Annotated in this window: 26 protein-coding genes; 15 read left to right on the forward strand and 11 right to left on the reverse strand. The window is 68.0% G+C overall.

The features are described 5' to 3' along the window. Positions 1 to 94 precede the first annotated feature (94 nt). The 8 genes from IPP91_15420 to IPP91_15455 all read right to left on the reverse strand — a co-directional run bounded on the left by IPP91_15420 (position 95) and on the right by IPP91_15455 (position 6,897). Positions 95 to 523 carry a nuclear transport factor 2 family protein gene (locus IPP91_15420; protein MBL0143456.1) on the reverse strand — a complete coding sequence of 143 codons (429 nt, stop codon included), beginning with the start codon at positions 521 to 523 and terminating at the stop codon, positions 95 to 97. Then, positions 520 to 1,299, reverse strand: a complete 780-nt coding sequence (locus IPP91_15425; protein MBL0143457.1) for an SDR family NAD(P)-dependent oxidoreductase — start codon at positions 1,297 to 1,299, stop codon at positions 520 to 522. Before IPP91_15425 ends, IPP91_15420 begins: the two co-directional genes overlap by 4 nt. Before the next feature lie 16 nt (positions 1,300 to 1,315). Further along, on the reverse strand, positions 1,316 to 1,837 hold the full coding sequence (locus tag IPP91_15430; protein ID MBL0143458.1) for a DUF3833 domain-containing protein: 522 nt from the start codon (positions 1,835 to 1,837) through the stop codon (positions 1,316 to 1,318). Next, positions 1,834 to 3,066 (reverse strand): MFS transporter, encoded by a 1,233-nt coding sequence (locus IPP91_15435; GenBank protein MBL0143459.1) that lies wholly within the window; start codon positions 3,064 to 3,066, stop codon positions 1,834 to 1,836. The genes IPP91_15430 and IPP91_15435 overlap by 4 nt, the downstream gene beginning before the upstream one ends. Positions 3,067 to 3,138: 72 nt before the next feature. Then, complete coding sequence (locus IPP91_15440; protein ID MBL0143460.1) at positions 3,139 to 3,669, reverse strand: chalcone isomerase family protein; 531 nt, start codon at positions 3,667 to 3,669, stop codon at positions 3,139 to 3,141. Then, a complete protein-coding gene (locus IPP91_15445; GenBank protein MBL0143461.1) occupies positions 3,666 to 4,880 on the reverse strand; it encodes a class I SAM-dependent methyltransferase in 1,215 nt (404 codons plus the stop codon). The genes IPP91_15440 and IPP91_15445 overlap by 4 nt, the downstream gene beginning before the upstream one ends. Then, entirely contained in the window at positions 4,877 to 5,638 is a 762-nt protein-coding gene (locus IPP91_15450) for a DUF1365 domain-containing protein (protein ID MBL0143462.1), read from the reverse strand. The genes IPP91_15445 and IPP91_15450 overlap by 4 nt, the downstream gene beginning before the upstream one ends. After that, positions 5,635 to 6,897 carry an FAD-dependent oxidoreductase gene (locus tag IPP91_15455; GenBank protein MBL0143463.1) on the reverse strand — a complete coding sequence of 421 codons (1,263 nt, stop codon included), beginning with the start codon at positions 6,895 to 6,897 and terminating at the stop codon, positions 5,635 to 5,637. Before IPP91_15455 ends, IPP91_15450 begins: the two co-directional genes overlap by 4 nt. A 420-nt stretch (positions 6,898 to 7,317) precedes the next feature. On the opposite strand from IPP91_15455, the gene IPP91_15460 reads away from it, so the two are divergent. The 7 genes from IPP91_15460 to IPP91_15490 all read left to right on the forward strand — a co-directional run bounded on the left by IPP91_15460 (position 7,318) and on the right by IPP91_15490 (position 12,890). Then, positions 7,318 to 7,797 (forward strand): adenylyltransferase/cytidyltransferase family protein, encoded by a 480-nt coding sequence (locus IPP91_15460; GenBank protein ID MBL0143464.1) that lies wholly within the window; start codon positions 7,318 to 7,320, stop codon positions 7,795 to 7,797. A 16-nt stretch (positions 7,798 to 7,813) separates the two neighbouring features. Then, a complete protein-coding gene (locus IPP91_15465; GenBank protein MBL0143465.1) occupies positions 7,814 to 9,244 on the forward strand; it encodes an FAD-binding oxidoreductase in 1,431 nt (476 codons plus the stop codon). After that, positions 9,241 to 9,522: a DUF3144 domain-containing protein gene (locus IPP91_15470; GenBank protein ID MBL0143466.1), complete on the forward strand. Its 282-nt coding sequence runs from the start codon at positions 9,241 to 9,243 to the stop codon at positions 9,520 to 9,522. The genes IPP91_15465 and IPP91_15470 overlap by 4 nt, the downstream gene beginning before the upstream one ends. A gap of 4 nt (positions 9,523 to 9,526) precedes the next feature. Further along, positions 9,527 to 10,399, forward strand: a complete 873-nt coding sequence (locus IPP91_15475; GenBank protein ID MBL0143467.1) for a haloacid dehalogenase-like hydrolase — start codon at positions 9,527 to 9,529, stop codon at positions 10,397 to 10,399. Then, on the forward strand, positions 10,400 to 11,374 hold the full coding sequence (locus IPP91_15480) for a biotin--[acetyl-CoA-carboxylase] ligase (protein ID MBL0143468.1): 975 nt from the start codon (positions 10,400 to 10,402) through the stop codon (positions 11,372 to 11,374). Between the two features lie 76 nt (positions 11,375 to 11,450). Further along, positions 11,451 to 12,194 (forward strand): type III pantothenate kinase, encoded by a 744-nt coding sequence (locus IPP91_15485; GenBank protein ID MBL0143469.1) that lies wholly within the window; start codon positions 11,451 to 11,453, stop codon positions 12,192 to 12,194. 6 nt (positions 12,195 to 12,200) lie between these two features. Beyond that, on the forward strand, positions 12,201 to 12,890 hold the full coding sequence (locus tag IPP91_15490; protein ID MBL0143470.1) for a hypothetical protein: 690 nt from the start codon (positions 12,201 to 12,203) through the stop codon (positions 12,888 to 12,890). 43 nt (positions 12,891 to 12,933) lie between these two features. Here IPP91_15490 and IPP91_15495 read toward each other — a convergent pair whose 3' ends face one another. Next, positions 12,934 to 13,686 carry a DUF3047 domain-containing protein gene (locus IPP91_15495; protein ID MBL0143471.1) on the reverse strand — a complete coding sequence of 251 codons (753 nt, stop codon included), beginning with the start codon at positions 13,684 to 13,686 and terminating at the stop codon, positions 12,934 to 12,936. A gap of 92 nt (positions 13,687 to 13,778) precedes the next feature. On the opposite strand from IPP91_15495, the gene IPP91_15500 reads away from it, so the two are divergent. The 3 genes from IPP91_15500 (at position 13,779) to IPP91_15510 (ending at position 17,546) form a co-directional block, all read left to right on the forward strand. After that, entirely contained in the window at positions 13,779 to 15,131 is a 1,353-nt protein-coding gene (locus tag IPP91_15500) for a hypothetical protein (protein ID MBL0143472.1), read from the forward strand. 409 nt (positions 15,132 to 15,540) lie between these two features. Beyond that, complete coding sequence (locus IPP91_15505) at positions 15,541 to 16,773, forward strand: MFS transporter (GenBank protein MBL0143473.1); 1,233 nt, start codon at positions 15,541 to 15,543, stop codon at positions 16,771 to 16,773. Then, positions 16,770 to 17,546, forward strand: a complete 777-nt coding sequence (locus IPP91_15510; protein MBL0143474.1) for a dioxygenase — start codon at positions 16,770 to 16,772, stop codon at positions 17,544 to 17,546. The genes IPP91_15505 and IPP91_15510 overlap by 4 nt, the downstream gene beginning before the upstream one ends. Positions 17,547 to 17,597: 51 nt before the next feature. On the opposite strand, the gene IPP91_15515 is transcribed toward IPP91_15510, so the two are convergent. Then, positions 17,598 to 18,176 carry a DinB family protein gene (locus tag IPP91_15515; protein ID MBL0143475.1) on the reverse strand — a complete coding sequence of 193 codons (579 nt, stop codon included), beginning with the start codon at positions 18,174 to 18,176 and terminating at the stop codon, positions 17,598 to 17,600. A 102-nt stretch (positions 18,177 to 18,278) separates the two neighbouring features. Here IPP91_15515 and IPP91_15520 point away from each other — a divergent pair, with 102 nt between their 5' ends. From IPP91_15520 to IPP91_15540, 5 genes are all read left to right on the forward strand, one after another. Beyond that, on the forward strand, positions 18,279 to 19,367 hold the full coding sequence (locus tag IPP91_15520) for a trypsin-like peptidase domain-containing protein (protein ID MBL0143476.1): 1,089 nt from the start codon (positions 18,279 to 18,281) through the stop codon (positions 19,365 to 19,367). Between the two features lie 62 nt (positions 19,368 to 19,429). Continuing rightward, positions 19,430 to 20,128: a hypothetical protein gene (locus IPP91_15525; GenBank protein ID MBL0143477.1), complete on the forward strand. Its 699-nt coding sequence runs from the start codon at positions 19,430 to 19,432 to the stop codon at positions 20,126 to 20,128. Next, positions 20,125 to 21,006 (forward strand): hypothetical protein, encoded by an 882-nt coding sequence (locus IPP91_15530; GenBank protein MBL0143478.1) that lies wholly within the window; start codon positions 20,125 to 20,127, stop codon positions 21,004 to 21,006. The genes IPP91_15525 and IPP91_15530 overlap by 4 nt, the downstream gene beginning before the upstream one ends. Then, positions 21,003 to 21,812 carry a hypothetical protein gene (locus IPP91_15535; GenBank protein MBL0143479.1) on the forward strand — a complete coding sequence of 270 codons (810 nt, stop codon included), beginning with the start codon at positions 21,003 to 21,005 and terminating at the stop codon, positions 21,810 to 21,812. The genes IPP91_15530 and IPP91_15535 overlap by 4 nt, the downstream gene beginning before the upstream one ends. A 44-nt stretch (positions 21,813 to 21,856) precedes the next feature. Beyond that, a complete protein-coding gene (locus tag IPP91_15540) occupies positions 21,857 to 22,429 on the forward strand; it encodes a DedA family protein (GenBank protein MBL0143480.1) in 573 nt (190 codons plus the stop codon). A 25-nt stretch (positions 22,430 to 22,454) separates the two neighbouring features. Here the strand turns inward: IPP91_15540 and IPP91_15545 are convergent, their stop codons facing one another. Further along, positions 22,455 to 23,600, reverse strand: coding sequence for an ammonium transporter (locus IPP91_15545; GenBank protein MBL0143481.1), 1,146 nt, complete (start codon positions 23,598 to 23,600; stop codon positions 22,455 to 22,457). Positions 23,601 to 23,759 lie beyond the last annotated feature (159 nt).

Genomic DNA, 23,759 nt, shown 5'->3' on the forward strand with positions numbered 1-23,759 from the left:
GAGGTGTGCTGCCCAAGGCGATGCCCCGCCCCGATGAAATGAAAAAGAGGGATTCTAGCGGAGAGGGCGAAACCCTACCCCCGCACCGTGGACGCTAGCCCATCTTCCGCGCGAGGTAGCGCATGAGCGACCCCACCAGCGGCAGCTTCGCGTAGAGCTCGCCTGCCGCGTCCCAATAGTCCCGGTGGTACGCGACCCGCCCTTCAGCATCGAAGCGGACCACGGAGAGCCCGTGGATGCGCTGCACGACCTCGGGCTTCCACGCTTTCACGCGGAAGTCGAAGTCCCAGATGAGCACGGCACGGTCGCCTTCGAGGATCGTCTCCGTGATCGTGAAGCGCGGCTCGTGGAGGGTCTCGACCATGTGTCCGAAGATGCGCTTGATCTCGTCGATTCCGCGCACCTCGTTGAACGGGTCGCGGAAGTACGCCAAGGGCGCATACACCGTCTCGAGCCTCGCCACGCGCTCCCGCGTGAAGCTTTCCCAGTAGGCCTTCAGCGCGGCCAGCGCCTCGCGGCTCACAACCCGGTCGCCTTGCGCACGGCGGGAAAATAGCGGCTGTAGGGCAGCAGCTGCAGCACCTTGAGGAAGCGCGTGAAGCGCTTCGGGAAGTGGATCTCGAACTCGCCCGCCTCCAGCCCCTTCACGATCTCGTCCGCGGCCTCGGGCGCCTCGATGAGCGCGGGCATCCTGAAATCGTTCGGGTCGGTCATGGGCGTCTTCACGAAGCCCGGGTTCACCACGCACACGCCGATGCCCTTCGGGTTGAGGTCCAGGTACAGCGTCTCGGCCAGGTTGATCACCGCCGCCTTCGTGGGCCCATAGACGAGACTCTTCGGAAGCCCGCGATAGCCCGCGACGGAGGACACGAGCGCGATCGTGCCGCTGCCCTGTTCGAGCAGTCGTGGGACCACGGCCGCAAGGGCATTGAAGTAACCCATGAGGTTCACTTCGATCATCGTGCGGGCCACCTTCAGGTCCAGCTCCCACGCGCGCATCGGCTTGTACTCGCCCGCCATGAGCACGACGAGATCGATGCCGCCCCAGGCTTTCGCGAGTTTTGCGGCCGCCTTGTCGAGCGCAGGGGCATCGGTGATGTCGAGGGGAAGCGCCAGCGCCCGGTCCTTGCCGTGGCGAAAGGCCATTTCCTCGAGCGGACCGGCGCGGCGCGCGGAGAGCGCCACGCGCGCGCCCTTCGCGGCGAGCTTGTCCGCCAGCGCGGCACCGATGCCGGTGGAGGCGCCGATGATCCAGCAGCGCCTGTCTTGCCAGTCGCGAATCGGGGGGTTCAGGGCCATCGTGACTCCGGGGTGCCTAGCGTTTCCTGAAGAAGATCGTCACTTCGCCGAACGGGACGCCGAACTTCGAGAAGGCGGTCTTGTTGATGAGTGTTCTTTCATCCACGAGCCACATCCAGTCGTCCATGTCGAGGTGGATGGTACCGCCGTCCTCGCGCTTCGCGTCGAGCACGTAGTTCCATCGCAGCGCATTGCCGGATGCCTCGCCCTTCGCCTCGCCCACCACGTCCGCCGCCGTCCCCGTGTAGAGGTTCCCGGTCTTGCGGATCGTCCAGACACGCGTCTCCTTCGTCCCGTCGGCGTACGTGAAGCGCTCGTCGAGCATGCCGACGTCGCCGTTCCACGTGCAGGTCATCTCGACCGTCATGCGCTTGATCACCTTTCCGGAACGGTCCTGGACCATGCCCCAGGCATCGACCCTGCCGTTGAAGTACTCCTTCAGGTCCAGCGCGGGCTTCGCGGCCGCGTAGTCCTGCGGCGTCACGGAGGCGCACGAGGCAAGGAGGAACGCCGCAAGGGCGAGGAGGTATCGAATCATTGGCTCTTCTCCTGGATGAAGGGTGATGCCACGAGCGCCGCCGCCGCCATCGCCTTGAGCGCGCACGGAAGCAAGGCATAGACCGCGGCCAGCACGAACAGCGCGTCGGTCGAATTGTCCGTCTTCGGCCCGTAGCCGAAGCCCTGCAGGAGCGGCAGCGCGATGCCGGCCGCCAGCGCAAGGTTCATCTTCGTGGCGAGGTTCCAAAGCCCGAAATACGCCCCCTCGTTCCGGCCCTTTCCGCGCGCCTCGTCATCGTCGATCACGTCGGCCAGGATCGAGGGCGGCAATGCGAGGTCCGCGCCCAGCCCCACGCCCGACATCACGCAGATGGCGAAGTAGGCCGCCACGTCCCCGGGCCCGAGGAGGAACGCCCACACGAAGGCAGCGATCGACAGCACCATCCCCGCGAGCCACGCCCGGCCCTTGCCGATCACACGCGAGAGCCACACCCACAGCGGCAGGCCCGCCGCCCCGGCCGCGAAATAGGCGATGAGGAAAGCGGCCGCGAGGTCGGGGCGGCGCACCACGTCCTCGATGAAGAAGAGCACGAGGGTCGCCGGAATGGACGCCGCGATCCCGTTGAGCACGAAGACGGTGCCCAGCCGGCGGAACAATGCGTTGCGAAGCGGCAGCGCGAAGGCGCGAACGGCCTTTGTTGCCGAGGGCGGCACGCGAGCGTGCGCCGGCGGCGAGCCGCGCATCGTGACGATCGCGAGCCCGATCGCCAGCGGCGCGAAGAGCAGCGCGAACTGCGAGAACCCGGCCCGCTCGCCCGCCGAGCGCTTGAGCACTTCGGGCAGCGCCGCCGCGAGGAACACGCCGACGAGCGCGAAGCCTTCGCGCCAGGCGGTGATGCGCGTGCGCTGCGCGATGTCGTCGGAGATCTCCGCGCCGTGCGCCTGGTAGCTCACCGTGACCATGCTGAACGCCGTGTAAACGACCAGCAGGTTTGCGACCAGCCACCAGCCCAGCCCGGTCGTGCCGAGGGCGGGAGGGTTGAAGAGACCGAGCATGCCGAGCGCCAGAAACGGCGTTCCCGCGCCCACGAAGATCCACCGGCTGCCGCTCTTCGCGCGGCGCCGGTCGCTCCACCAGCCCAGCAGCGGGTCCTGCACCGCGTCGAGGATCCGCGCGAGGAGCAGGATCGCGCCTACGCCCGCGAGCGAGAGCCCCAGCGTGTCGGCATAGAACTTGGGCACGTGCACGTAGATGGGCAGCGCCGCCATGGCGAGCGGCAGGCCGAGTGCGCCGTAGGCTGCGAGCCGCAGGGTCGGGGAAGGCGCGGCCACGTCCTGCGCCTACCGCTCGACCCGCAGCATCTGCGCGCGCAGCGTCGGCTCCGAGGTCTCGGGGTCCAGCCAGATCGCGAAGAAGGCGCGCGCGAATTCCGGGTCCGCCACCGTGCCGAGGAGGCGGTCCTGGCTGTAGAAGCGTGCCTCCTTGCCCGGCACGTTCACTCCCACCAGCCTGTCGCCCGACCGGATGTCGGGAAAGACACGGTCCATCGCGACCTCCCAGCGCGCGAGCTTCTCCGCGTCCGTGTAGCCGAGCCGTTTCATCTCCGCGAGGCTGCGCTGCGTGAGGTCGCGGCCCTTGATGCTCATGGCGTATCGGATGTCGAGCGCGAAGGGTTTCCCGGCCACCCAGGACTCCCCGGTCACCCACAGCGCCGAGTCGTACACGTGCAGCCCGAACCAGCGCAACCGTCCGTCGCCCAGGAGCCTCAACGCCGGAGTCTCCGCCACCAGCGCGGCCGGCAGCGTCGGAATGGCCTGCGCAAACGCGGTGGCCCCGGCGAAGGCAAGCGTGGCGGCGAGCACTCGCGTCACGCCGGCCTCTCGACCTCGAGGTGGATCACATCGGTGCGCCTGGCGTTGAATCCCACCTCGCAGTAATGCAGGTAGAAGCGCCAGATGGCGAGGAACTTCGCGTCGAATCCCATCGCCTTGATCTCGCGTTCCTTCGCGTCCACGCGCTCGCGCCAGCGGCGCAGCGTCTCCGCGTAGTGCGCGCCGAAGCGGAACGGCTCGTGCACCGCGAACCCTGCCGCCCGCGCCTCGCGTGACAGGCGCTCCACCGACGCCAGCATGCCGCCGGGAAAGATGAACTCGCGGATGAAGTCGCTCGACCGCCGGTATTTTTCGAATGCGGCCTCGTCGATCGTGATCGCCTGGATGGAGGCACGCCCGCCCGGCTTGAGGCATTCGTGCACCTTACGGAAATAGGCCGGCCACCAGCGCTCGCCCACCGCCTCGATCATCTCGATGGAGACGATGCGGTCGTACTGTCCCTCGAGGTCGCGGTAGTCCTGGAAGCGAAGCTCCACGAGGCCGGCGAGCCCCGCCTTCGCGATGCGCTCGCGGGCAAATTCGAGCTGCGCCTTCGAGAGGGTGATCCCGGTCACGCGGCAACCGCGCGTCTTCGCCGCGTACTCCGCGAACCCGCCCCAGCCGCAGCCGATCTCCAGCACATGGTGCCCCGCCGTGATGCCCAGCGTCTCGAGCATGCGCTCGTACTTGGCGTCCTGCGCGGCCTCGAGCGAGTCGTCGCGCCCTTCCGTGAAGAGGGCGGCCGAGTAGGTCATGGTGCGGTCCAGCCACAGCCCGTAGAACTCGTTGCCCAGGTCGTAATGCGCGTGGATGTTCTTGCGCGAGCCGGCGCGCGTGTTGGGCCGCAGCCAGTGCGCGAGGCGAAAGAAGAACGCGACAACCGGGTTGCCGTAGTAGATGCGCTCGAGCGCCGCCTGGTTGGTCTCGCACAGCGTGAGGAGCGCCGTCATGTCGCTCGTGGCGATGAGGCCGTCGCGCCAGCATTCGGCCACGCCGATCTCGGCGGCGCGCACCATGCGGCCCACCGCCTTCCAGTCGCGGATCTCGAGATCGGCCACGGGCCCGTGCTCGGCGCCGGCGAACGTGCGCCGCGTGCCCTCGGGCGTAGTGACGGTGAGCCGCCCCTTCTCGAGGCGCGAAAGCACCTCGAAAAGCAGGCGTGCGGAGTAGGTGGGCGCAGGCAGTTGCGCAATGTGCGCGGCGGTGTTCACCGGGTCGTCTCCTGGGTCGGCGGTTCGGGTTTCGAGAACCACGGCACGCGCTTGAGCCAGAGCCGCAGCGCCTGCCAGTGGATGCGGGCAACGACGCCCGCCGTCATGAGGGGGTAGCCGAAGAAGGCCCGTGCGAGCGCGGCGGCATCGACGGGCCGGGCCTCGCCCTCGATCGCGGTCACGATGAGCTTGCCATCGCGGTCGTGATAATCGATCTGCACGAACTGCCGCGCCGAGTCGCCCGCAAAGCGAAAGCGGTAGTGGCCTTCCACCTCGCAAAAGGGCGAGACGTGAAGGACCTTGTCGGCGCGCAGCCGGTCGCGCGGCTCGATGGGACGGCCGTCGGGATGGGCGAGCAGGTAGTTGTGCCGCTCGCCGAAGGTGTTGGACACCTCGCACAGCACGGCCCGGAGCGTCCCGTCCCGACCGTGGCAGTAGAAGAGGGAGATCGGGTTGAAGACGTAGCCCAGCACGCGCGGGAAGGCCTGCAGGAGGATCTCGCCGTCGGCCCGGCCCAAGCCGGCCTGCGCGAGGCGCGCGCGCACCCAGGGCTCGAGCGGGGTTCCGTCGCGCGGTCCGTGATCGCGCGACATCAGCGACAGGAGGTTCCAGCGGTCCACGGAGAAGACGCCGCGGCCGGCGCCCGCCATGTCCGATAGGGGCACGCGCAGGAAAAAGACGGGATAGGCGAACACGTGCCGTGCCGGCCGCCGGCGGCAATGGAAAACGCGCCCGAAGAGGATGCGTGCGCCGCTCATGCGGTCCAGGGAATGGGCACGCCCATCTGGCCCGCCACGTTCAGCGCAGAGACGAGCCCGTCCTCGTGGAATCCGTACCGCGTCCAAGCCCCGCAGAACCAGGTGCGCTCGCGCCCCTGAAGCGACACCACGCGGCGCTTCGCCTCGTCGGAGGTTTCGAGGAACACGGGGTGGTGGTAGTCGAAGCTCGCGAGGACGCGCTCCTCGCGTGGCGCCTCGACGGGGTTCAGGGTCACCATCACCGGCGACGTGAAAGGCAGCGGCTGCAGGCGGTTGATGAGGTAGGTGAGGCAGACCGGCTCGTCGGAAATGCCGGGCTTCGGGGCGTGGAAATTCCAGCTTGCCCATGCCCTGCGGCGGCGCGGCAGCAGCCTCTCGTCGGTGTGCAGCACCGCACGGTTGGCCTGGTAGGGAATGGCCTCGAGCACGGCGCGCTCCTCGACCGACGGGTGCTCGAGGAGCGCCAGCGACTGGTCGGTGTGGGTCGCAAGCACCACCTGGTCGAAGGGTTCGGTGCCGTGCCCGGTAGCCACCTCGACGCGGTCCGGGAAGCGGCGGACCCTGTGCACGGGGGTCGCGAGGCGCACGTCGGGCAGTGCCGCCACCAGCTTTTTCACGTATTCGCGCGCCCCGCCCTTTACGGTGCGCCACTGCGGCCGGTTCGAGACCGCGAGCAAGCCGTGGTTGGAGCAGAAGTGCAGGAAGGTCGCGAGCGGGAAGCGGTTGATCTGCGTGGCGGGCGTGGACCAGATGCAGGCCGCCATCGGGATGAGGTAGAGCTCGCGCACCTCGGGTCCGTAGCCGCGCGCATCGAGGAACTCGCCCAGCGTGCCGGTGACCGGCGCTGCGCTCGCGGCCAGGGCGGCGGCCTCCCGGTTGAAACGCAGCAGGTCCGCCAGCATGCGCAGGAAGCGCGGTCTCACCAGGTTCGAGGGCTGCGCAAAAACCGTGACAAGGCTGCTCCCGGACCATTCGAGCTCGCCCTGGCCGATGCGCACCGACAGGGACATGTCCGAATCGGCGCTCTCCACGCCGAGCTCGGCGAAGAGCTTCACGAGGTTCGGATAGGTGCGGTCGTTGAAGACGAGAAAGCCCGTATCGACCGGATGGGAAATCCCGTCCACGGTGGCGTCCACGGTGTTCGTATGGCCACCGGCGTAGCTGCCGGCCTCGAAAAGCACGACGTCATGGCGCCGGGCGAGCAGCCAGGCGCACGCCAGCCCCGAGATCCCGCCTCCGATGATCGCAATTTTCGACATGGGGCGACAGGTTGGGGCAGCAGGGACAGTCGCGCATCGGACGATGGTCTTACAGCGGCAAGTAGGGGTATTGCGTTCGTCACGAACCTGCACGTGAACAAGTCGCTCTACCCGCTCGACACCGTGCAGTCCCGGCTCCCCGATCCGCCGTGGTTCGAGCGCTGGCTGGACACGCAGATCCACTTCGACAAGGCCTGAGATGGCAAGGTCGTGCAGAAGGTGCTCTCCAAGTACTCCACCCTCTACGACCGCAGCATCGAGAACGCCACCGAGCTCAACCGGTACCGCAAGGAACTCATCGCCGGCGTCGAGCCGAAGGCGGTCGCGGCCTGACGACCGGAACGCGGTCACCTTGATTTTGGGGACGTGTTCGCGAACACGTCCCCAAAAGAGCCGCCCCCTTTGCACTAGAATGTCCGCATGGCGGCCTGTGAATTCGAATCGAAGATCTGCGATCCGCGCGATTTCGCCGCGCGGGTGAAGGCGCTTGCGCGACCGCTTGTTTTCACGAATGGGGTATTCGACATCCTGCACCGCGGGCACGTGACCTACCTCGCGCAGGCGCGCGCGCTGGGTGCCGCGATGGCGATCGCGCTCAATGCCGACGCCTCGGCCCGGCGTCTGGGCAAGGGCGCAGACCGCCCCATCAACGTGCTCGAGGACCGCCTGGCCGTGGTCGCTGCGCTGGAAAGCGTCTCGCTCGTCACCTGGTTCGACGAGGACACGCCCCTTGCGCGCATCCTCGAATGCCGCCCGGAACGGCTGGTGAAGGGCGGCGACTGGCCGGTGGACACGATCGTCGGCGCGCCGGAAGTGCAGGGCTGGGGCGGCACCGTGCATTCGATCGCCTTCAGGCACGATCGATCGACCACGCGCCTGCTCGAGAAGATCCGGCTCTAGGCACCCGCAGAACGCCATGAACGACCGCCCTGCCTTCCCCGCCGCGCTGCTCGAGCGGCTGCGCGTCCTCGTGGGCGAGCGCGGCCTGGTGACCGACGCCGCCGGCCTGGAGCCCCACACCATCGACTGGCGCGGCCAGTTCAGGGGACACGCAGCGCTGCTCGTGAAGCCCGCCTCCACCGAGGAAATGTCGAAGGTCGTGGCGCTGCTCTCCGAAGCCGGCGTGGGCATCGTCCCGCAGGCCGGCAACACGAGCCTGTGCGGCGCATCCATCCCCGACGCTTCCGGCACCCAGGTCATCGTCAACGTCTCGCGCATGAATCGCGTGCGCGCGATCGACCTCGACAACAACACCATCACGATCGAGGCCGGCTGCATCCTGGCGGACCTGCAGCGGGTGGCCGCGGAGAACGACCGGTTCTTTCCGCTGTCGCTCGCCGCGGAAGGCAGCTGCGAGGTGGGCGGCAACATCTCAACCAACGCCGGCGGCACGCAGGTGCTGCGCTACGGAAACATGCGCGAGCAGGTGCTGGGCCTGGAAGTGGTGCTGCCCGACGGGCGCGTGTGGGACGGGCTGCGCGGCCTGCGCAAGGACAACACGGGCTACGACCTGAAGCACCTCTTCATCGGGGCGGAGGGAACGCTCGGCATCGTGACGGCGGCCGTGCTCAAGCTCTACCCGGCGCCGCGCGCCATGGCCACGGCACTCGTGGCGGTCGCCGATCCCGCTGCATCGGTCGCGTTGCTCTCGAGCCTGCGCAAGGCCTGCGGCGAGCGTCTCACCGGCTTCGAGCTCATTGCACGCGCGTGCTTCGATCTCGTGTTCAGGCATATCCCGAATTCGCGCGATCCCTTCGCGCAGCCGCACCCGTGGTACGTGCTGGTGGAACTGTTCGACAGCACGCAGGGTTCCGGCCTCGCCGGGATGCTCGAGGGGGCGCTGGGCGCGGCGATCGAGGAGGGCCTCGTGCAGGACGCCGTCGTCGCGGCGAGCCAGGCGCAGCGCCTGGAGCTCTGGGCGTTGCGGGAAAACGTGTCCGACGCGCAGAAGGCCGAAGGCGTCTCCGTGAAGCATGACGTTTCCGTCCCGGTGAGCCGCGTGCCGCAGCTCATCGAGGAGGCCGACCGCGCGCTGGAGGCGGCCTTCCCCGGCATCCGCATCGTGGCCTTCGGGCATGTGGGCGACGGCAACATCCACTACAACGCCTTCCCGCCGCCCGGCGACAGGCGCGACTTCCTCGCCTGGTCGCCGGAAGTCAATCGCGTGGTCTACGAAATCGTCCACCGCCTGGCCGGCTCGATCAGCGCCGAGCACGGCATCGGGGCCCTGAAGCGCGACGAGCTGCCGCACTACAAGCCGGCGCTCGAGCTCGACCTCATGCGCGCCATCAAGAAGACCCTCGATCCGCGCGGGATCATGAATCCCGGCAAGGTGCTCCGCCCATGAACCCCCAGGTCCCGGAAGACGCGCAGGCGTTCTACGACGTCGCCAACCGTTTTGTCGGGCTCGCCAACGAGCTGGCCGAGGAGCACGGCCCGCCGCGCGTGGCCGCCGCCATCCTCTGGGCCGCCTCGCGCTATGGCGCCTTCGCCTGGGCCCTGAGCGGCGCACCCGGCAAGCAGTCCACCACGGAGGCGCTCGATCTCTTCGCCGCGCAGTACCGGAAGATGATGGAAGACAACCTGGCGCGCATGCACGCCGAGCGCACGCCGCCTGCGGACTGACGCCATGCCCGCCCGCTTCTTCCAGAACACCATCGCGCTCGTGTACGACTTCGACGGCACGCTCTCGCCGCAGCCGATGCAGGAGTACACCGTGCTTCCCCGGATGGGGATCGCGCCGCGCGAATTCTGGAAGCGCGTGAACGACGAGGCCGTGGCCACGCAGTCGGACATGATGCTGGTGTACATGCGGCACATCCTCGAGTCCCTCGACCGGCAGAGAATCGCGGTCAAGCGCGGCGACTTCGCGAGGATGGCAGGCGCCATCCGCTACTTTCCCGGCGTGGAGGGCTGGTTCGCGCGCGTGAACGCCTACGTGAGGGCGCAAAGCGGCGGCAAGGCCAAGCTGCGCCACTACGTGATCTCCGCGGGGCAGAAGGAGATCCTGGAAGGCGTCTCCATCCGGCGGCACTTCAAGCGCATCTACGCCTCCGAGTACCACTTCAACCACCACGGCGTGGCCACCTTCCCCAAGCTCCTGGTCACCGACACGCTGAAGACCCAGTTCCTCTTCCGCATCAACAAGGGCAAGGAGTCGGTCACCGAGTCGATCAACGAGCACATGCCCGAGGCCGACCGGCCGATCCCGTTCCAGAACATGATCTACGTGGGCGACGGGATGACGGACGTGCCCTCGATGGCGCTCACCAAGAAGAGCGGAGGGCACACGCTCGCGGTGTACGACCCTGCGCAGGAAAGGGGCAAGGCCACCTGCGTGAAGCTCCTGGAGGCCGGCCGCGCCGACTTCGTCGCGGAAGCCGACTACCGCAAGGGCAGCAAGCTGTCCAGGCGCATGGAGCTGCTGCTCGACGCCGTGATCGCCGACATCGCCTATCGCCGCGAAGCTTTCGGGTGCCGCGCCGAGCACCGGGCGAGATAGATGGGGCCGCTCACCTTCAAGGCGCTGCGTCTCCTGGCTGACGGGCGATTCCATTCGGGCGAGGACATCGCGCGCCGGCTGGACCGGTCGCGCTCCGCGTTGTCGGAGACGCTCAAGGGCACGGGAGAGCTCGGGGTCGAGGTATTCTCCGTGCCGGGCAAGGGTTACCGGCTGGCCCACCCCATCGAGTTCCTCGATGCGCACGCCATCGTCTCGGCCCTCGGCCCCGCGGCCTCCCGAGTGCGCCTGACGCTGGTCGACGAAGTGGATTCCACGAGCACGCGGCTATCCTCGCTGGCCCTGGCAGGCGCTCCCTCCGGCACGTGCGTGGCCGCCGAGTGGCAGCGCGCGGGCCGCGGACGGCGCGGGAGAAGCTGGCAGGCAGGTCTGGGGGCCTCGCTCACCTTTTCGCTCCTGTGGCGCTTCGAACAGGGGCCGGGCCACCTGGCCGGAGTGTCGCTCGCGGTCGCGGTCGCGGTGGCGCGCGCGCTGGAGCGCGCCGGCATTCCCGGCGTCGGCGTGAAGTGGCCCAACGACCTCGTTCACGACTGGAAGAAGCTCGGCGGCATCCTCGTCGAGACCTCGGGCGAGATGCTCGGGCCCACTGCGGCCATCGTGGGCGTGGGACTCAACTATCGGTTGGGGGCGATGCTCGAAGGCCGCATCGACCAGCCGGCGACAGATGTGGCCTCCTGCGGAGGGATTTCCGTGTCGCGCAACGCCCTCCTCGGGGGACTGGTGACGGAACTCGTGGACTGCCTGGAGCGCTTCGGCCGCGCCGGCTTCGCGGCGTTCCGCGACGACTGGAAGGCGCGCCACGCCTATGCCGGGCGGCGTGTCACCATTCTCGACGGCAACCAGCCCGCGCAGGAAGCCGAGGTGGTGGATGTCGCTGACGACGGCGCGCTTCTGGTTGCCGCCGGCGGCGCCACCCGCCGCCTCACCTCCGCCGAGATCTCGCTGCGGCCAGCATGAACGGGAAATGTAAAAAAAGGGGACAGACCCCAATTCCGGAAAAGGGGTCTGTCCCCTTTTTTTGCATTCCGCGAAAATGAACTCGACCTCATTTCCCGTCCTTGCCATCGACGCAGGCAACACGCGCGTGAAATGGGGACTGCGCGTCGGCGACGACTGGGCGGCGCGCGGCGCGATTCTCACGGCCGAGGCCGCGAAATTGGGCCGTGACTGGCCGCCGTTCCCCGCGGGAACCCGCGCGCTGGGCTCCAACGTGGGCGGGCTCGAGGTGCAGCGCCTGGTGTACGAGGCTTGCGCGCGCCACGACCTGCTCCTCAGCCTGATCGCGTCGCGACGCGAACAACTGGGCGTGACGAGCGGCTATCGCGACGCCGGCCAGCTCGGTACCGATCGCTGGGCCGCGCTCATCGCGGCCCACCAGGCGGGCGCCATGCACCAGCTCGTGGTGAACGCCGGCACTGCGCTCACCGTGGACGCGCTGCAGGCCGGCGGCTTGTTCATGGGCGGGCTCATCGTGCCGGGGCCCGCGCTCATGCGCCGCTCGCTCGACGCCAGCACGGCGCAGTTGCGCCTCACCGAGGGCGCCTTCGACCCCTTTCCCAGGAGCACGCCGGATGCGATCACCACGGGATGCGTGCAGGCGGCCATTGGCGCCATCGAGCGCATGCGCGAGGCCATGATCGCCGCGGGCTGCACGCCGGAGCGCGCCGTGCTCTCCGGCGGCGCGGCGTCCGCGCTGGGCCCGCACCTTCCCATGCCCCTTGCCTTGAACGACAATCTGGTCCTCGACGGCCTGGTCCTCATCGCGCGCGCTTCCTGACGCCAAGTGTCCCGACTCCTCTTTTTCCTGCTCCTCATCGCCAACATCGCCTTCGGCGCGCACTTGTGGCTCACCGCGACGCCGGCGGAGCCCGATTTCTCGAGGCGCGAGAGGAACCGCGACGAGGCGAAAGTCGTCGCCGTCATCCCGCCGATCGTCGCGGCGCGCAAGGCGGAGGAGACGCGCTTCCAGGTGCAGGCGCTCGCGGGCGCGGCCTGCGTGGAATTTTCCGGCGTGGCCGCGGCGGAGCTTCCCCAGGCGCGTGAAGCCTTCGCCGCGATGCAGCTGGGCGATCGCCTCATGGAGCGCAAGGTCGAGGAGATCACGCGCCACTGGGTCTTCATTGCGCCGGCGAAGGACCGCCGATCCGCCGAGCAGGCCGCTTCGATCCTGCGCAGGCAGGGCATGAGCGACCTCTCGATCCGCCCCGACCAGTCCATCTCGCTCGGCGTGTTCTCGACGGAGGAGGCCGCGCGCCGCTACCTGGTGCTGGTGGAAGCGAAGGGCGCCAAGGGCGCGCAGGTGGGACCGTTCGCCAAGGAAGTGAAGGATTCCGTGTTCCTCGTGCGTGACCCGGACACGGAACTGGTCGCGAGGCTCGCCCTCCTTCAGCGCGAGCATCCCGCTTCCACCCTTCGCGCCGTGTCCTGTCCCACCGCCGAGAACGGCACCGCCCCCGCCGCGCCGAAGAAGTAGCGAAGCGGATTCAGGTCACTTCCGCTGCCTGGCACCGAAAGCACTAGCGGCGGTGGAAGCGGATGTCGCCGTACCAGGCGACGGAGCGCTCGCCCGTGTTGTCGGTGTCGGTCATCACCCCCACGGACTTCACGCGCGACGGCTCCTCGCCGAAGGCGCGGCGGTAGTCCTCCAGGAGATTCACCCGCTCCTTGTGCCACACGCCGAGGCTCTCGCGCCCGCTCCCGGCGACGATCATCTTGATGCGCGTGGTGAGGTGGTGCGGGATGATCGCGCCCTCGGGGAGCCGGTTCTCCCAGAGGTACATGATCGTCGCGTAGGGCATCTCGTTGCCGCTCATGGCCTTGACGAGGTCGGCGTTGAACTTCTCCGCGTCCGGAAGCTTGTCGCGCCCGCCCTCGAAGACGACGATGACGCGCGCCGGCGAATCCTCGACGTGCGCGAGCGTGTTGTCGGCTTTTTCGTTGAGCGCGAACACCTTCCACATCCAGCTGAGCCACGGGTACTCGTGCACGTCCGCCACCGTGTCGAAATGCAGCCCCGAGGCCGAGGCGTCCGCGGTCGCCTGCAGCGCGACCGTGCCTTCGAGCGGAACCAGCCGGTACTCGGTGAGCTTCTTGAAGCGCGTGATCCGGAAGGGCTTCCAGCCCGCAGGCAGGGCGTCGAGCGAGACGGCTGTCGAGAAGGGCGTGGGGTCGGGCGAGGAGGGCGCAGCCGATGGCGGCGCGGGCGCGGGAACGCTCGCGCAAGAGGCCGCGAAGAAGGCTGCCAGCAAACTGGCGTGCGCCGGACGCATCGCTTTATCGGCTATTCTGGCCGTGGAACGGGGTGGAGACAGTCTAGCCGCGTTTCGCACTCGTTGCCGTGCCCCCGTCACGACCGACCCGAATGACGACGATCCGCCGCGCTGCCGCCCTTGCCTTCGCCGCCGTCCTCGCGACCGGATGCGCGGCCTTCGATCCCCACAACCTGCTGCTGCGGCACGCGCTGCCCACCGACACGCCACCGAACACGCCGGTGCCGCCGCCCGCACGCCTCACCCTGGGCAATGAGGGCCGCGAGGCAGCGCTCGATTTCGTGTGGTCCACCGTGAACGAGCGCTACTACGATTCCCGCTTCAACGGGGTTGACTGGAATGCGGCTCGCGAGCGCTGGGGCCCGCGGGCTCTCGCAGCCGGCACCGACGAGCAGTTCTGGGACCTGCTCGACCGCATGACCGGCGAAATCCACGATGCGCACACGCGCGTGGAATCGCCCCGGCGCGCGATGGAGATCGAGCGCCACGAATCCGTCACGCTCGGCTTCGCGTTTCGCCCCTTCGAGGGCAGGCTTGCCGTGACGAGCGTCAGTGCCGAGTCCGATGCCTTCTGGGCCGGCGTGCGCCCCGGCATGGCGCTCCTGGAGGTCGGTGGCGAACCCGCGCAGGCCGCCTATGCGAGCGCCCTGGCCGAGACGCGCGACAGCTCCACCGCGCAGGCCAGGATTGCGTCGGCCGCGCGCCGCACCCTCCGGGGCGACGAAGGCACGGCGGCGATCCTCGCCTTCGCGCGCGGCGACGGCACGCCCTTCACCGTGTCGCTCACGCGCAAGCGCACCGTCAGCCCCCCGCGGGTCACGCACCGCATCCTTCCCTCGGGCTTCGGCTACATCCGCCTGACCAGCTGGACCCAGTCCCTGCAGGGAGCGACGATCGCGGCGATCGAGTCCCTCAAGGGCACGCCCGGCCTCGTGATCGACCTGCGCGGCAATCCGGGCGGTTCGGCGCTGATGGTGCGAAACGTCGCCGCGCGGTTCTTCAAGGGAAAGCTCGAGTTCGGCCGCGCGCTCACGCGCACCGGCAAGCCCATCACGCTCGCCTTCGACTGGATCGAGGTGGTCAAGCTCAAGCAGGAACTGGAGGGCACCGGTACCTATTCCGGCCCGCTGGTCGTCCTGGTGAGCGAGGGCAGCGCCAGCGGCAGCGAACTGTTCGCCGGAATCCTGCAATCGCAGGGCCGCGCGACGATCATGGGGCGGACCACGTGCGGATGCCTGCTCGCCTACATGGGCTATGCGGATGTGCCGGGGGGCGGGAAACTCGCCTACAGCGAGGTGGGGTTCGTCTTTCCCGGCGGCAAGCGCATCGAGGGCGAGGGTGTGGTGCCCGACGTGCCCGTCGCGCTCACGATCGCGGACCTGCTCGTGGATCGCGATCGCGTGCTCGAGGAGGCGCAGGGGAAGCTGCGGGCGATGAAGCCGTGATCGGGATTGGCGGAAGCGTTCAAGGGATGGAGAAATCTTTAGAACACGGATGAACACGGATGAACACGGATAAATACTGATAAATATCGATGAGCACGAACGAACACGGATGAACGCGGATAAATACCGATGAACACGAACGAACACGGATGAAGACAAGTGATGGGCCGTCACCGAAAGCCGCAGGCGGACTCGTGATCGATTGGCGCCTGGAGCCAGCCTCCACATTCCTGCTCCACCAAATTGCCTGCATTCATCCGTGTTCGTTCGTGTGCATCGATATTTATCAGTATTTATCCGTGTTCATCCGTGTTCATCCGTGTTCTAAAGATTTCTCCATTCCTTGAACGCCACCGCCCCCTCCGCGCTGAACCCCGGTGTACGCCGACGCGAAGTATTCGGCTGGGCGATGTACGACTTCGCCAATTCCGGCTATACGACCGTCGTGCTCACTGCCGTGTTCAACGCGTACTTCGTGGCGACGGTGGCGGCAAACGCCCCCTGGGCCACGTTTGCGTGGACGGTGGCGCTGGGCATCTCCTATGCGATCGTGATGGTGGCGGGGCCCATCGTGGGCGCGTGGGCCGACGGGCGTGCCGCCAAGAAGCGCGCTCTCGCGGCGACCACGGTCGTTTGCGTGGCCGGCACGGCGCTCCTGAGCGGTGCCGGTCCCGGGGACGTTGCCTGGGCTGTCGCTTTCATCATCGTGTCCAACGTCGCCTATTCGCTTGGCGAAAACCTGGCGGCCGCGTTCCTCACGGAGTTGGCTCGCCCTGCGGCAACGGGCAAGGTCTCGGGCTGGGGATGGAGTCTGGGATATTGCGGCGGCATCCTCTCCCTGGGCCTGTGCCTCGCGTGGGTGATGGGCGCGCCGGCGCGCGGCTCGACCACCGCGCAATCCGTTTCCGGGGCCATGCTGATCACGGCAGGCGTCTTCGCCCTCGCTTCGCTCCCCACCTTCCTCCTGCTTCGCGAGCGCGCCGTGCCCGTTCCGACCGCCGCACGCCAGTCGCACGCCTTCGCCCGCCTGGCGCGCACCGCGAGGCAGGCGACTTCGTATCGCGACCTCGCCGCGGTCTTCGTCTGCGGCACGTTCTACCAGGCAGGGGTGGCGACCGTCATCGCGCTCGCGGCGATCTATGCCGAGCAGGTGATGGGGTTCGAGACGAAGGACACGATCCTGCTCGTCCTCGCGGTGAACGTGACGGCGGCCATCGGCGCGTTCGGCTTCGGCTACGCGCAGGACCGCATCGGCAAGGTGCGCGCGCTGCGGCTCACGCTCTACGGGTGGATCGTGATGGTCGTCGTGGCGTACTTCGGCACCACACAGGTGGTGTTCTGGGTCGCGGCGAACCTCGCGGGGCTCGCGATGGGCTCGTCGCAGTCCGCGGGGCGCGCGCTGGTCGCCTATTTTTCCCCGCCGGATCGCAGCGGGGAATTCTTCGGGCTGTGGGGCGTGGCGACGCGGCTTGCCTCCATCCTCGGCCCCGTCACCTACGGCGCCGTCACCTGGGGCACGGGCGGCAACCACCGCCTCGCAATCCTCGTGACCGGCGTATTCTTCGTGATCGCGATAGCATGCCTGTCCGCGGTGGATGAACGCCGTGGGCACGCCACCGCCTTTCCTCCCAAGACGCCATGACCTTTCCCGCCCTCTTCCTTTCCCACGGTGCGCCGACGCTGGCGCTGGCAAACACCTTTTTCACCCACACCTGGGCGGAGCTGGGCGTCGTGCTCGGGCGGCCGGAATCCATCCTCATGGTGTCGGCGCACTGGGACACGCCCTTTCCCGTCGTGTCCACCGCCCCGAGGCTGGAGACGATCCACGACTTCCAGGGCTTTCCCGAGGAGCTTTACCGCGTTCGCTACCGGCCGCCCGGGGCGCCGGACCTTGCGAGGCATGTGACGGGTTTATTGGCCGCCATCGACCAGGCTCCCGCAAGCGACCCGGACCGTGGCATCGACCACGGCGGCTGGGTGCCGCTGCGCTGGATGTATCCCGACGCCGACATTCCCGTCACGCAGCTCTCGGTGCAGCCGGATCTGGGCGCGCGCCACCACCTCGAGATCGGCCGGGCGCTCGCGCCGCTGCGGGAACAGGGCGTGCTCGTGATCGGCTCCGGCGGAATCGTGCACAACCTCGAGGAACTGGACTGGGAAGGCGGCGCGCCTGCCCCGATACCATGGGCGGTGGCGTTCAACGACTGGATGGCGAAAAAGGTCGATGAGGCCGCGATCGACGACCTCGCGGACTACCGGAAGCTCGCGCCGCAGGCCGAACTCGCCCATCCCTCCGAGGACCACCTCGTGCCGTTCTTCGTGGCCCTGGGCGCCGGCGGCCTGCCCGCGCGCCACATGGCCCTGGGCTTCGACATGGGCTGCCTCGGCATGGACTGCTACGCCTTCGGCGAATGAGAAAGGGGACAGAACCCTTTTTCAAGTAACGGTGCCTGGCACCGAAGGTTTTCATTCCCAGATCGATTTCTCGGAGAAGCCGAGCGCGGCGAAATCAGCGGCGCGCAGGTCCGCCTCATTGGCGCAAAAGAACTCGTCCAGCTGCGGCGGGGCCACCGACGTGCCGGCAAGCATGGCGTGCGCCTGCCCGCGATGGTGGACCTGGTGGCTGAAGACGTGCGCGAGCAGCCGGTGCATCGCCTCCTCGACGCGGCCCTTGCGGCGCAGGATGACCACGGGGCGCTCCAGGTCGGCGGCGGTCATCGACTGGCAAAGCGCGATGAAGCGCCGGTCCACCGCGCCCTGCGCAGACGCCAGGTCCGCCACTCGCTCGAAGGGCTCCTCGGGCCTGAAGAAACCCGCGACGTCCGGATTCGGATCGAGGTCCGCCATCGCCCGTTCCATCGCATCGGCGTACAGCCAGTCCACGGTCACGATGTGGTTGAGCGTGGCCTTGAGGGAGGGGAAGTAGCTGGTGCGGGGCGCGACGAAATCGGCCTGCGACAAGGCCGCGCAGGCCTTGAGTAGCCGATGGTTGGCCCAGGCATTCTGCCAGGCCCATGCCGTGAGGTGACGTTCGAGCGTAATCATCGGGGACTGTAACAATGGGGTCAGGTTCGCGAACCTGACCCCATTGTTACAGGAATTGGGGTGCCCTTTGCCCCGACGCCCGAAAAGCCGGATCATTGGGCCATGGCCACCCCGCCCGCCCCCGCGCCTGCAAGAAAGCGCACCCTCTACGACATCCTTGGCGTGGACAAGGAAGCGAACGCCATCGACATCCACATCGCGTACAAGACGCGGACGGAAGCGTTGCAGCGTGACGCCGGCGCGGATCCAAACGAGGTCAATCTCGTCCACGAGGCCTATCACGTCCTGTGCATGCCCAACGAGCGCGCGGCCTACGACGCAAAGCTCATCACGATGGCCGAGAAGGCCGCGGCCAGGCAGGCAGCACTGAGCCCCGACCTGATCCTCGAGCCTGAGGAGCCCGAAGCCGGACCGGTGTGGAAGAACAAGTTCGTCCTCACCGGCGGCGCGCTCCTGCTCGCACTGCTGGCTTTCTGGCTGGCGCGATCGCCCCCGAAGCCCCAGGCCGCGATCGTCGCCCAGAAACAGCTCAGGCCGGAAGCGTCAGTGCAGGTCCCGCAGGCCCCGGTCGTTCCCGTCCTCATGCCGCGCAACGCGGAAGAACTCTTCGGCGAGCTTTCGCGCAGCACCGCGCGCATCACAGTTCACGACGTGTCCGGCCGCGCGGTGGGGCTGGGAAGCGGCGTTGTCATCGGCGTGGGCAGCGTCATCACGAATTGCCACGTGGCCACGGCCGGCGGGAGCCTCACCGTCAAAGTGGGCAGCGAGCAGTTCTCGGCCAGCATCGAGATCGCGGATGAGGAATACGACCTTTGCCGCCTCTCGGTGACCGGCCTCACCGCGCCCGCCGTCACCATCGGCACGGCCGAATCCCTCAAGACGGGCCAGAAAGTCTTCGCCATCGGCGCGCCCCAGGGACTGGACCTCACCATCAGCGACGGCATCGTCTCCGGCATGCGCGACCTGCCCCAGGGCCGCGTCATCCAGACCACCGCGCCGATCTCCCCCGGCTCCTCCGGCGGACCGCTCTTCGACGTCTATGGTCGGCTCGTGGGCATCATGACCTTCCAGCACCGCACCGGGCAGAACCTGAACTTCGCCGTGCCCGCGGACTGGATCGCCAACATCCGCTCGCGCAGTGCCACGAATCCGCTCACGGAATCGATGTCCCGGTCAATGGCGCCGAGCTAGCGCCGACCGCCTTCGCCCTCCTTGCCGCAAGACCCCGCCAAGGGGCGTTTCGAGATCCGATCGTGAGAATTTCCGCCTTCCTCCTCGCCCTGGTGCTCCCCGGCCTCGCGCTGGCCGGCCGCCCGCTCAGCACCGAGGACGCCTCGACGCTCGAGGACAAGGCCTGCCAGCTCGAGTCGTGGGTGGACCGCACGCGCGGCGATGTCACCGGGGCTTTCTTCGTCCCCGCCTGCTCCTGGTTCGACACGGAATTCCAGGCAGGCGCCTCCCGCGCATGGGCGGGCGGCCGGAGCGCCACGGTACTGAATTTCGTGCAGGCCAAGCACGCCTTCAAAAGCGTGGACGACGGTGACTGGGGGATCGGCCTTGTCGCGGGGCTTTCGCGATACCCCCAGCGTGAGGAGAAAAACGACTGGGGCGACCCGTATTTCATCGTGCCGCTGAGCATCGGTTTCGGTGCTGACAAGGAGACGCGCGCCCTGCTGCACCTGAACATCGGCACCGCTCGCGTGCGCGATGAGGGCCGAAACCTCACGCTGTGGGGCGTTGCAATCGAGAAACCCGCCACCGATCGGCTCACGCTGCTGGCGGAGGCCTTCGGCGAGAACTCGAGGAACCCCTTCATCCGCGCCGGCGGCCGCTACGCGCTCTTCGACAAGTTCGACATCGACCTCACCTACGTCACTCGTTCCGGTGGCTCGGTGGAAGACCGCTACTGGTCCCTCGGCTTCCACTGGGAAACCGCCCCCTTCCTCCCATGAACCCATTCGGAGGCGTGTTCGCGAACACGTCCCCCATCGACCTCATGCCCTCCGGCCCTCGCTTCCTGATTTCCGCATCGCTGGCCATCGCAGCGGCCCTGGCCGGATGCGGCAAGGGCCCCGCGGCACCCGCGGCGCCCGCGAACTATGGCGAGGCGATGATCCTGGCCGCGAAGCAGTTGGCGCTCAATCGCTGGAGCGACGTATTCGCCGCGTGCGACCTCGCCTTCAAGTACGCGGATCGCGATGGCGACACGAAAGTGATTCCCGCGGCCGAGTGCGTCGGTGAATCCGCCGCGCGCATGGGCAAGCCGGGGTTGGCCCTGCCCCACCTCCAGCGGCTGTTCCAGGCCTATCCCGGCATGCTGCGCGCTTCGAGCGGCCGCCACCGCCTCGCCAACAACGATGGCGTCCTCCTCATCGAGCAGGGTCGGCGCGAGCAGGGCATCGCGGTGCTGCGCGACGCCCTGGAGGTTTATGCGGGATCGCCGTACTACCTGGGCGCCTCGCGCTCCTTCCCGGCGCGGGCCATGCTGGTGAAGAACCTCGCGCGGGCCTGGTATGAAACAGCGAGCGATCCCGAAGCAAGGGCGTGGGTGAGGGAACAGGGCGCTGCGTTTCTCGAGCACATGGAAAGAAACGAAAGAGGCGTGCACCTGTCCATGGGTGCCTCGTCGGCCATGCGCGCGCTCGTGGAGATCGGACGCCGCCAGGCCCTTCCCGAAACGCCGGCGTGGGAAGCCATGGCGAACGCGTGGGAGCCGCTCGAAGCGGAAATCGATGCGCAAAACCCCCAGATTGCCCGGGGCTGCGAGACCCTGCCGCTGCGCGAGTTGCTGCTGGAAGTATGCATGCGCGAGTTGAGCCCGCCGGCATGAATCGCGTCCCTGCCCCGATCATCGCCGTTCTCTTCGCCCTGGCCCTCGGCGCCTGCGGGCGCTCCGGCCCGAATCCGGCCGAATCGAAGGATGCGGTCATGGCGATGTGGATGGGCAAGCACTGGGACGCCGCCTTCGCCGCCTGCGACAAGGCCTTCCGCAGGAGCGACGGGACGAAAAACGTCGAAGGCTCCCTCATGTTCGCCGAATGCGCAATCGAGGCCTCCACGCAGGCTGGCAAGCCCGAGCTCTCGCTGCCCCTGCAGGAGCGCCTTCTGGCTTCCTACACGAGCGGGCTCTCCCGGCTGGCCGCGGTCCGGCTGGCCAACAACCATGGCGTGGCCCTCCTGCAGAGCGGCAAGCGCGAGAAAGGGCTGGCTCGGCTTCGCGGGGTGCTGGACGATCTCGCCGACCCGAATCGCCCGGGCGAAGGGTGGAGCGCCGACACCGCACGCGCCATCGTCGTGAGGAATCTCGCCTACGCCTACTACGAAACCGCAAGCGAGCCCGCCGTGCGCGCCTGGGTGGAGGAACAAGCGGCCTGGTACCTGGACTACTTCGAAAGACACCCGGGCAATGCGGGCTCCGGGATCGGGTCCGCCGCCGCACTCGACGCGATATCCCTGGTCGGCAAGCGTCAGGCGAATACCGGCACGCCCGCCTGGGATGCCGCGGTGCGCGAACGGGAGGCGCTCGAGGAGCGGGTCACCAGCCACGATCCCCAAACGGCGACGGTCTGCGAAAGGCGCCCGCTCGGGGACATCAGGATGGATCTGTGCATGCATGAGCTGACGCCGCCCGCGTAGGGTGAATCCCGATAGCGACGGGACAGGCGCTATCATGGCCGGCCATGGACTTTCCGGGCCTCGTTGCGCAATACGGGTACTACGCAGTGCTCCTGGGCGCCTTTGTCGAAGGCGAAACGATCCTTGCCCTCGCGGGCTTCGCGGCACACCGCGGCTACCTCGATTTCGCGACCGTCGTGTGGATCGCGGGCATTGCCGGTTTCGCCGGCGACCAGTTCTACTTTTTTCTCGGCCGCTGCAAGGGTGCGCAGATCCTGGCGAAATTCCCCGACGCGCAGGCAAGGGGGCACCGCTTCGACGAGATGCTTGCGCGCTGGCACGCGCCGCTCATCGTGATGATCCGGTTCCTGTACGGCTTTCGCGTCCTGGGCCCGATCCTGCTCGGCATGGGACGATGCCCGTCGTGGAAGTTCGTCGTCTTCAACGCGATCGGCGCCGCGATCTGGGCGCCGCTCGTCGCGGGGGCGGGATGGGTGTTCGGGCAGGCCGTCGAGGCTTTCCTCGTGGACGTGCACCGTTACGAAGGGTGGCTCTTCGCGGCCATCGTGGCGGCCGGCATAGGTGGCGTCGTGTTCCACCGCCTGCGGCGCTCGCGCGAATCGCGGGCGCCGGAATGATTCACGAGGTGTTCGGCCGAGGCTGCTACCGCTCCTCGCGCTCCGGCGTGGCCGTGATCCTGTGAATCGACAAGTCCGCGCCCTCGAATTCCTCCTCGAGATCGAGGCGAATGCCGACGGTGGCGCGTAGCGACCCGTAGATCGCGAAGCCGCCTGCCAGCGCAATCGTGACGCCGAGGACGGTTCCCGCGAGCTGGCTCATGAACGAGACGCCACCCATCCCGCCCAGCGCCTTCGAGCCGAAGATGCCGCAGGCGATGCCGCCCCACGCGCCGCAAAGCCCGTGCAGCGGCCACACGCCCAGCACGTCGTCGATCTTCAGCCGGTTCTGCGTGGAGTTGAACATGACCACAAAGAGCCCGCCCGCCACCGCTCCCGTGGCGAGCGCGCCCAGCGGATGCATCACGTCGGAGCCCGCGCATATCGCCACCAGGCCCGCCAGCGGACCGTTGTGCACGAAGCCCGGGTCATTGCGACCCACCACCAGGCCCGCGAGCGTGCCGCCCGCCATGGCCATCAGGGAGTTCACGGCGACGAGCCCCGTGATCTTGTCGATTGTCTGCGCGCTCATCACGTTGAACCCGAACCAACCCACCGTCAGCACCCAGGCGCCGAGCGCGAGGAACGGGATGTTGGAGGGTGGAAAGGCCACCACGTGCCCGTCCCGCGTGTAGCGCCCGTGCCGCGGTCCCAGCAGCAACACTGCCGCGAGCGCAACCCACCCGCCCATCGCGTGCACGACCACGGAGCCGGCGAAGTCGTGGAACTCCGCGCCGAAAGCGCCCTTCACCCATGCCTGGAAGCCGAAAGCCTGGTTCCACGCAATGCTCTCGAAGAAGGGGTACAGAAAACCCACGAGGAGGAAGGTGGCGATGATCTGCGGGTTGAAGCGGAAGCGCTCCGCGATGCCACCCGAGACGATGGCGGGTATGGCGGCCGCGAAAGTGAGGAGGAAGAAGAACTTCACCAGCTCGTAGCCGCTCTTCGCCGCCAGGCTCTCCGCGCCGGCGAAGAAGTTCACCCCGTAGGCGAGCGAGTAGCCGATGAAGAAATAGGCGATCGTGGATACGGAAAAATCCACGAGGATCTTCATGAGGGCGTTCACCTGGTTCTTGCGCCGGACGGTGCCCAGTTCCAGGAAGGCGAATCCGGCGTGCATCGCAAGAACCATGATGCCGCCAAGCAGGATGAAGAGGACGTCGGACGACGTCTTGAGGGCTTCCGTGATGTTCCTCGGGGCGGGTGAGTTTGGAATCCGTGCCGCGCACGCCGCGGTCGTGGCATAACTATACAGCCTGCCCCCGGCAGCGCCGGCCCTGGCCCCCGCGCC

This window comes from Betaproteobacteria bacterium (assembly GCA_016720855.1).
GTDB lineage: Bacteria > Pseudomonadota > Gammaproteobacteria > Burkholderiales > Usitatibacteraceae > FEB-7.

Bases quoted from the DNA above. Each gene is read 5' to 3' on its own strand.
- IPP91_15520 (MBL0143476.1), top strand. From the start codon at position 18,279: ATGGCCACCCCGCCCGCCCCCGCGCCTGCAAGAAAGCGCACCCTCTAC.
- IPP91_15485 (MBL0143469.1), top strand. From the start codon at position 11,451: ATGAACTCGACCTCATTTCCCGTCCTTGCCATCGACGCAGGCAACACG.
- IPP91_15510 (MBL0143474.1), top strand. From the start codon at position 16,770: ATGACCTTTCCCGCCCTCTTCCTTTCCCACGGTGCGCCGACGCTGGCG.
- IPP91_15455 (MBL0143463.1), bottom strand. From the start codon at position 6,897: ATGTCGAAAATTGCGATCATCGGAGGCGGGATCTCGGGGCTGGCGTGC.
- IPP91_15505 (MBL0143473.1), top strand. From the start codon at position 15,541: ATGTACGACTTCGCCAATTCCGGCTATACGACCGTCGTGCTCACTGCC.
- IPP91_15495 (MBL0143471.1), bottom strand. From the start codon at position 13,686: ATGCGTCCGGCGCACGCCAGTTTGCTGGCAGCCTTCTTCGCGGCCTCT.
- IPP91_15430 (MBL0143458.1), bottom strand. From the start codon at position 1,837: ATGATTCGATACCTCCTCGCCCTTGCGGCGTTCCTCCTTGCCTCGTGC.
- IPP91_15470 (MBL0143466.1), top strand. From the start codon at position 9,241: ATGAACCCCCAGGTCCCGGAAGACGCGCAGGCGTTCTACGACGTCGCC.
- IPP91_15545 (MBL0143481.1), bottom strand. From the start codon at position 23,600: ATGGTTCTTGCGATGCACGCCGGATTCGCCTTCCTGGAACTGGGCACC.
- IPP91_15480 (MBL0143468.1), top strand. From the start codon at position 10,400: ATGGGGCCGCTCACCTTCAAGGCGCTGCGTCTCCTGGCTGACGGGCGA.
- IPP91_15450 (MBL0143462.1), bottom strand. From the start codon at position 5,638: ATGAGCGGCGCACGCATCCTCTTCGGGCGCGTTTTCCATTGCCGCCGG.
- IPP91_15465 (MBL0143465.1), top strand. From the start codon at position 7,814: ATGAACGACCGCCCTGCCTTCCCCGCCGCGCTGCTCGAGCGGCTGCGC.
- IPP91_15460 (MBL0143464.1), top strand. From the start codon at position 7,318: ATGGCGGCCTGTGAATTCGAATCGAAGATCTGCGATCCGCGCGATTTC.
- IPP91_15530 (MBL0143478.1), top strand. From the start codon at position 20,125: ATGAACCCATTCGGAGGCGTGTTCGCGAACACGTCCCCCATCGACCTC.
- IPP91_15540 (MBL0143480.1), top strand. From the start codon at position 21,857: ATGGACTTTCCGGGCCTCGTTGCGCAATACGGGTACTACGCAGTGCTC.
- IPP91_15500 (MBL0143472.1), top strand. From the start codon at position 13,779: ATGACGACGATCCGCCGCGCTGCCGCCCTTGCCTTCGCCGCCGTCCTC.
- IPP91_15425 (MBL0143457.1), bottom strand. From the start codon at position 1,299: ATGGCCCTGAACCCCCCGATTCGCGACTGGCAAGACAGGCGCTGCTGG.
- IPP91_15535 (MBL0143479.1), top strand. From the start codon at position 21,003: ATGAATCGCGTCCCTGCCCCGATCATCGCCGTTCTCTTCGCCCTGGCC.
- IPP91_15435 (MBL0143459.1), bottom strand. From the start codon at position 3,066: ATGGCGGCGCTGCCCATCTACGTGCACGTGCCCAAGTTCTATGCCGAC.
- IPP91_15515 (MBL0143475.1), bottom strand. From the start codon at position 18,176: ATGATTACGCTCGAACGTCACCTCACGGCATGGGCCTGGCAGAATGCC.
- IPP91_15475 (MBL0143467.1), top strand. From the start codon at position 9,527: ATGCCCGCCCGCTTCTTCCAGAACACCATCGCGCTCGTGTACGACTTC.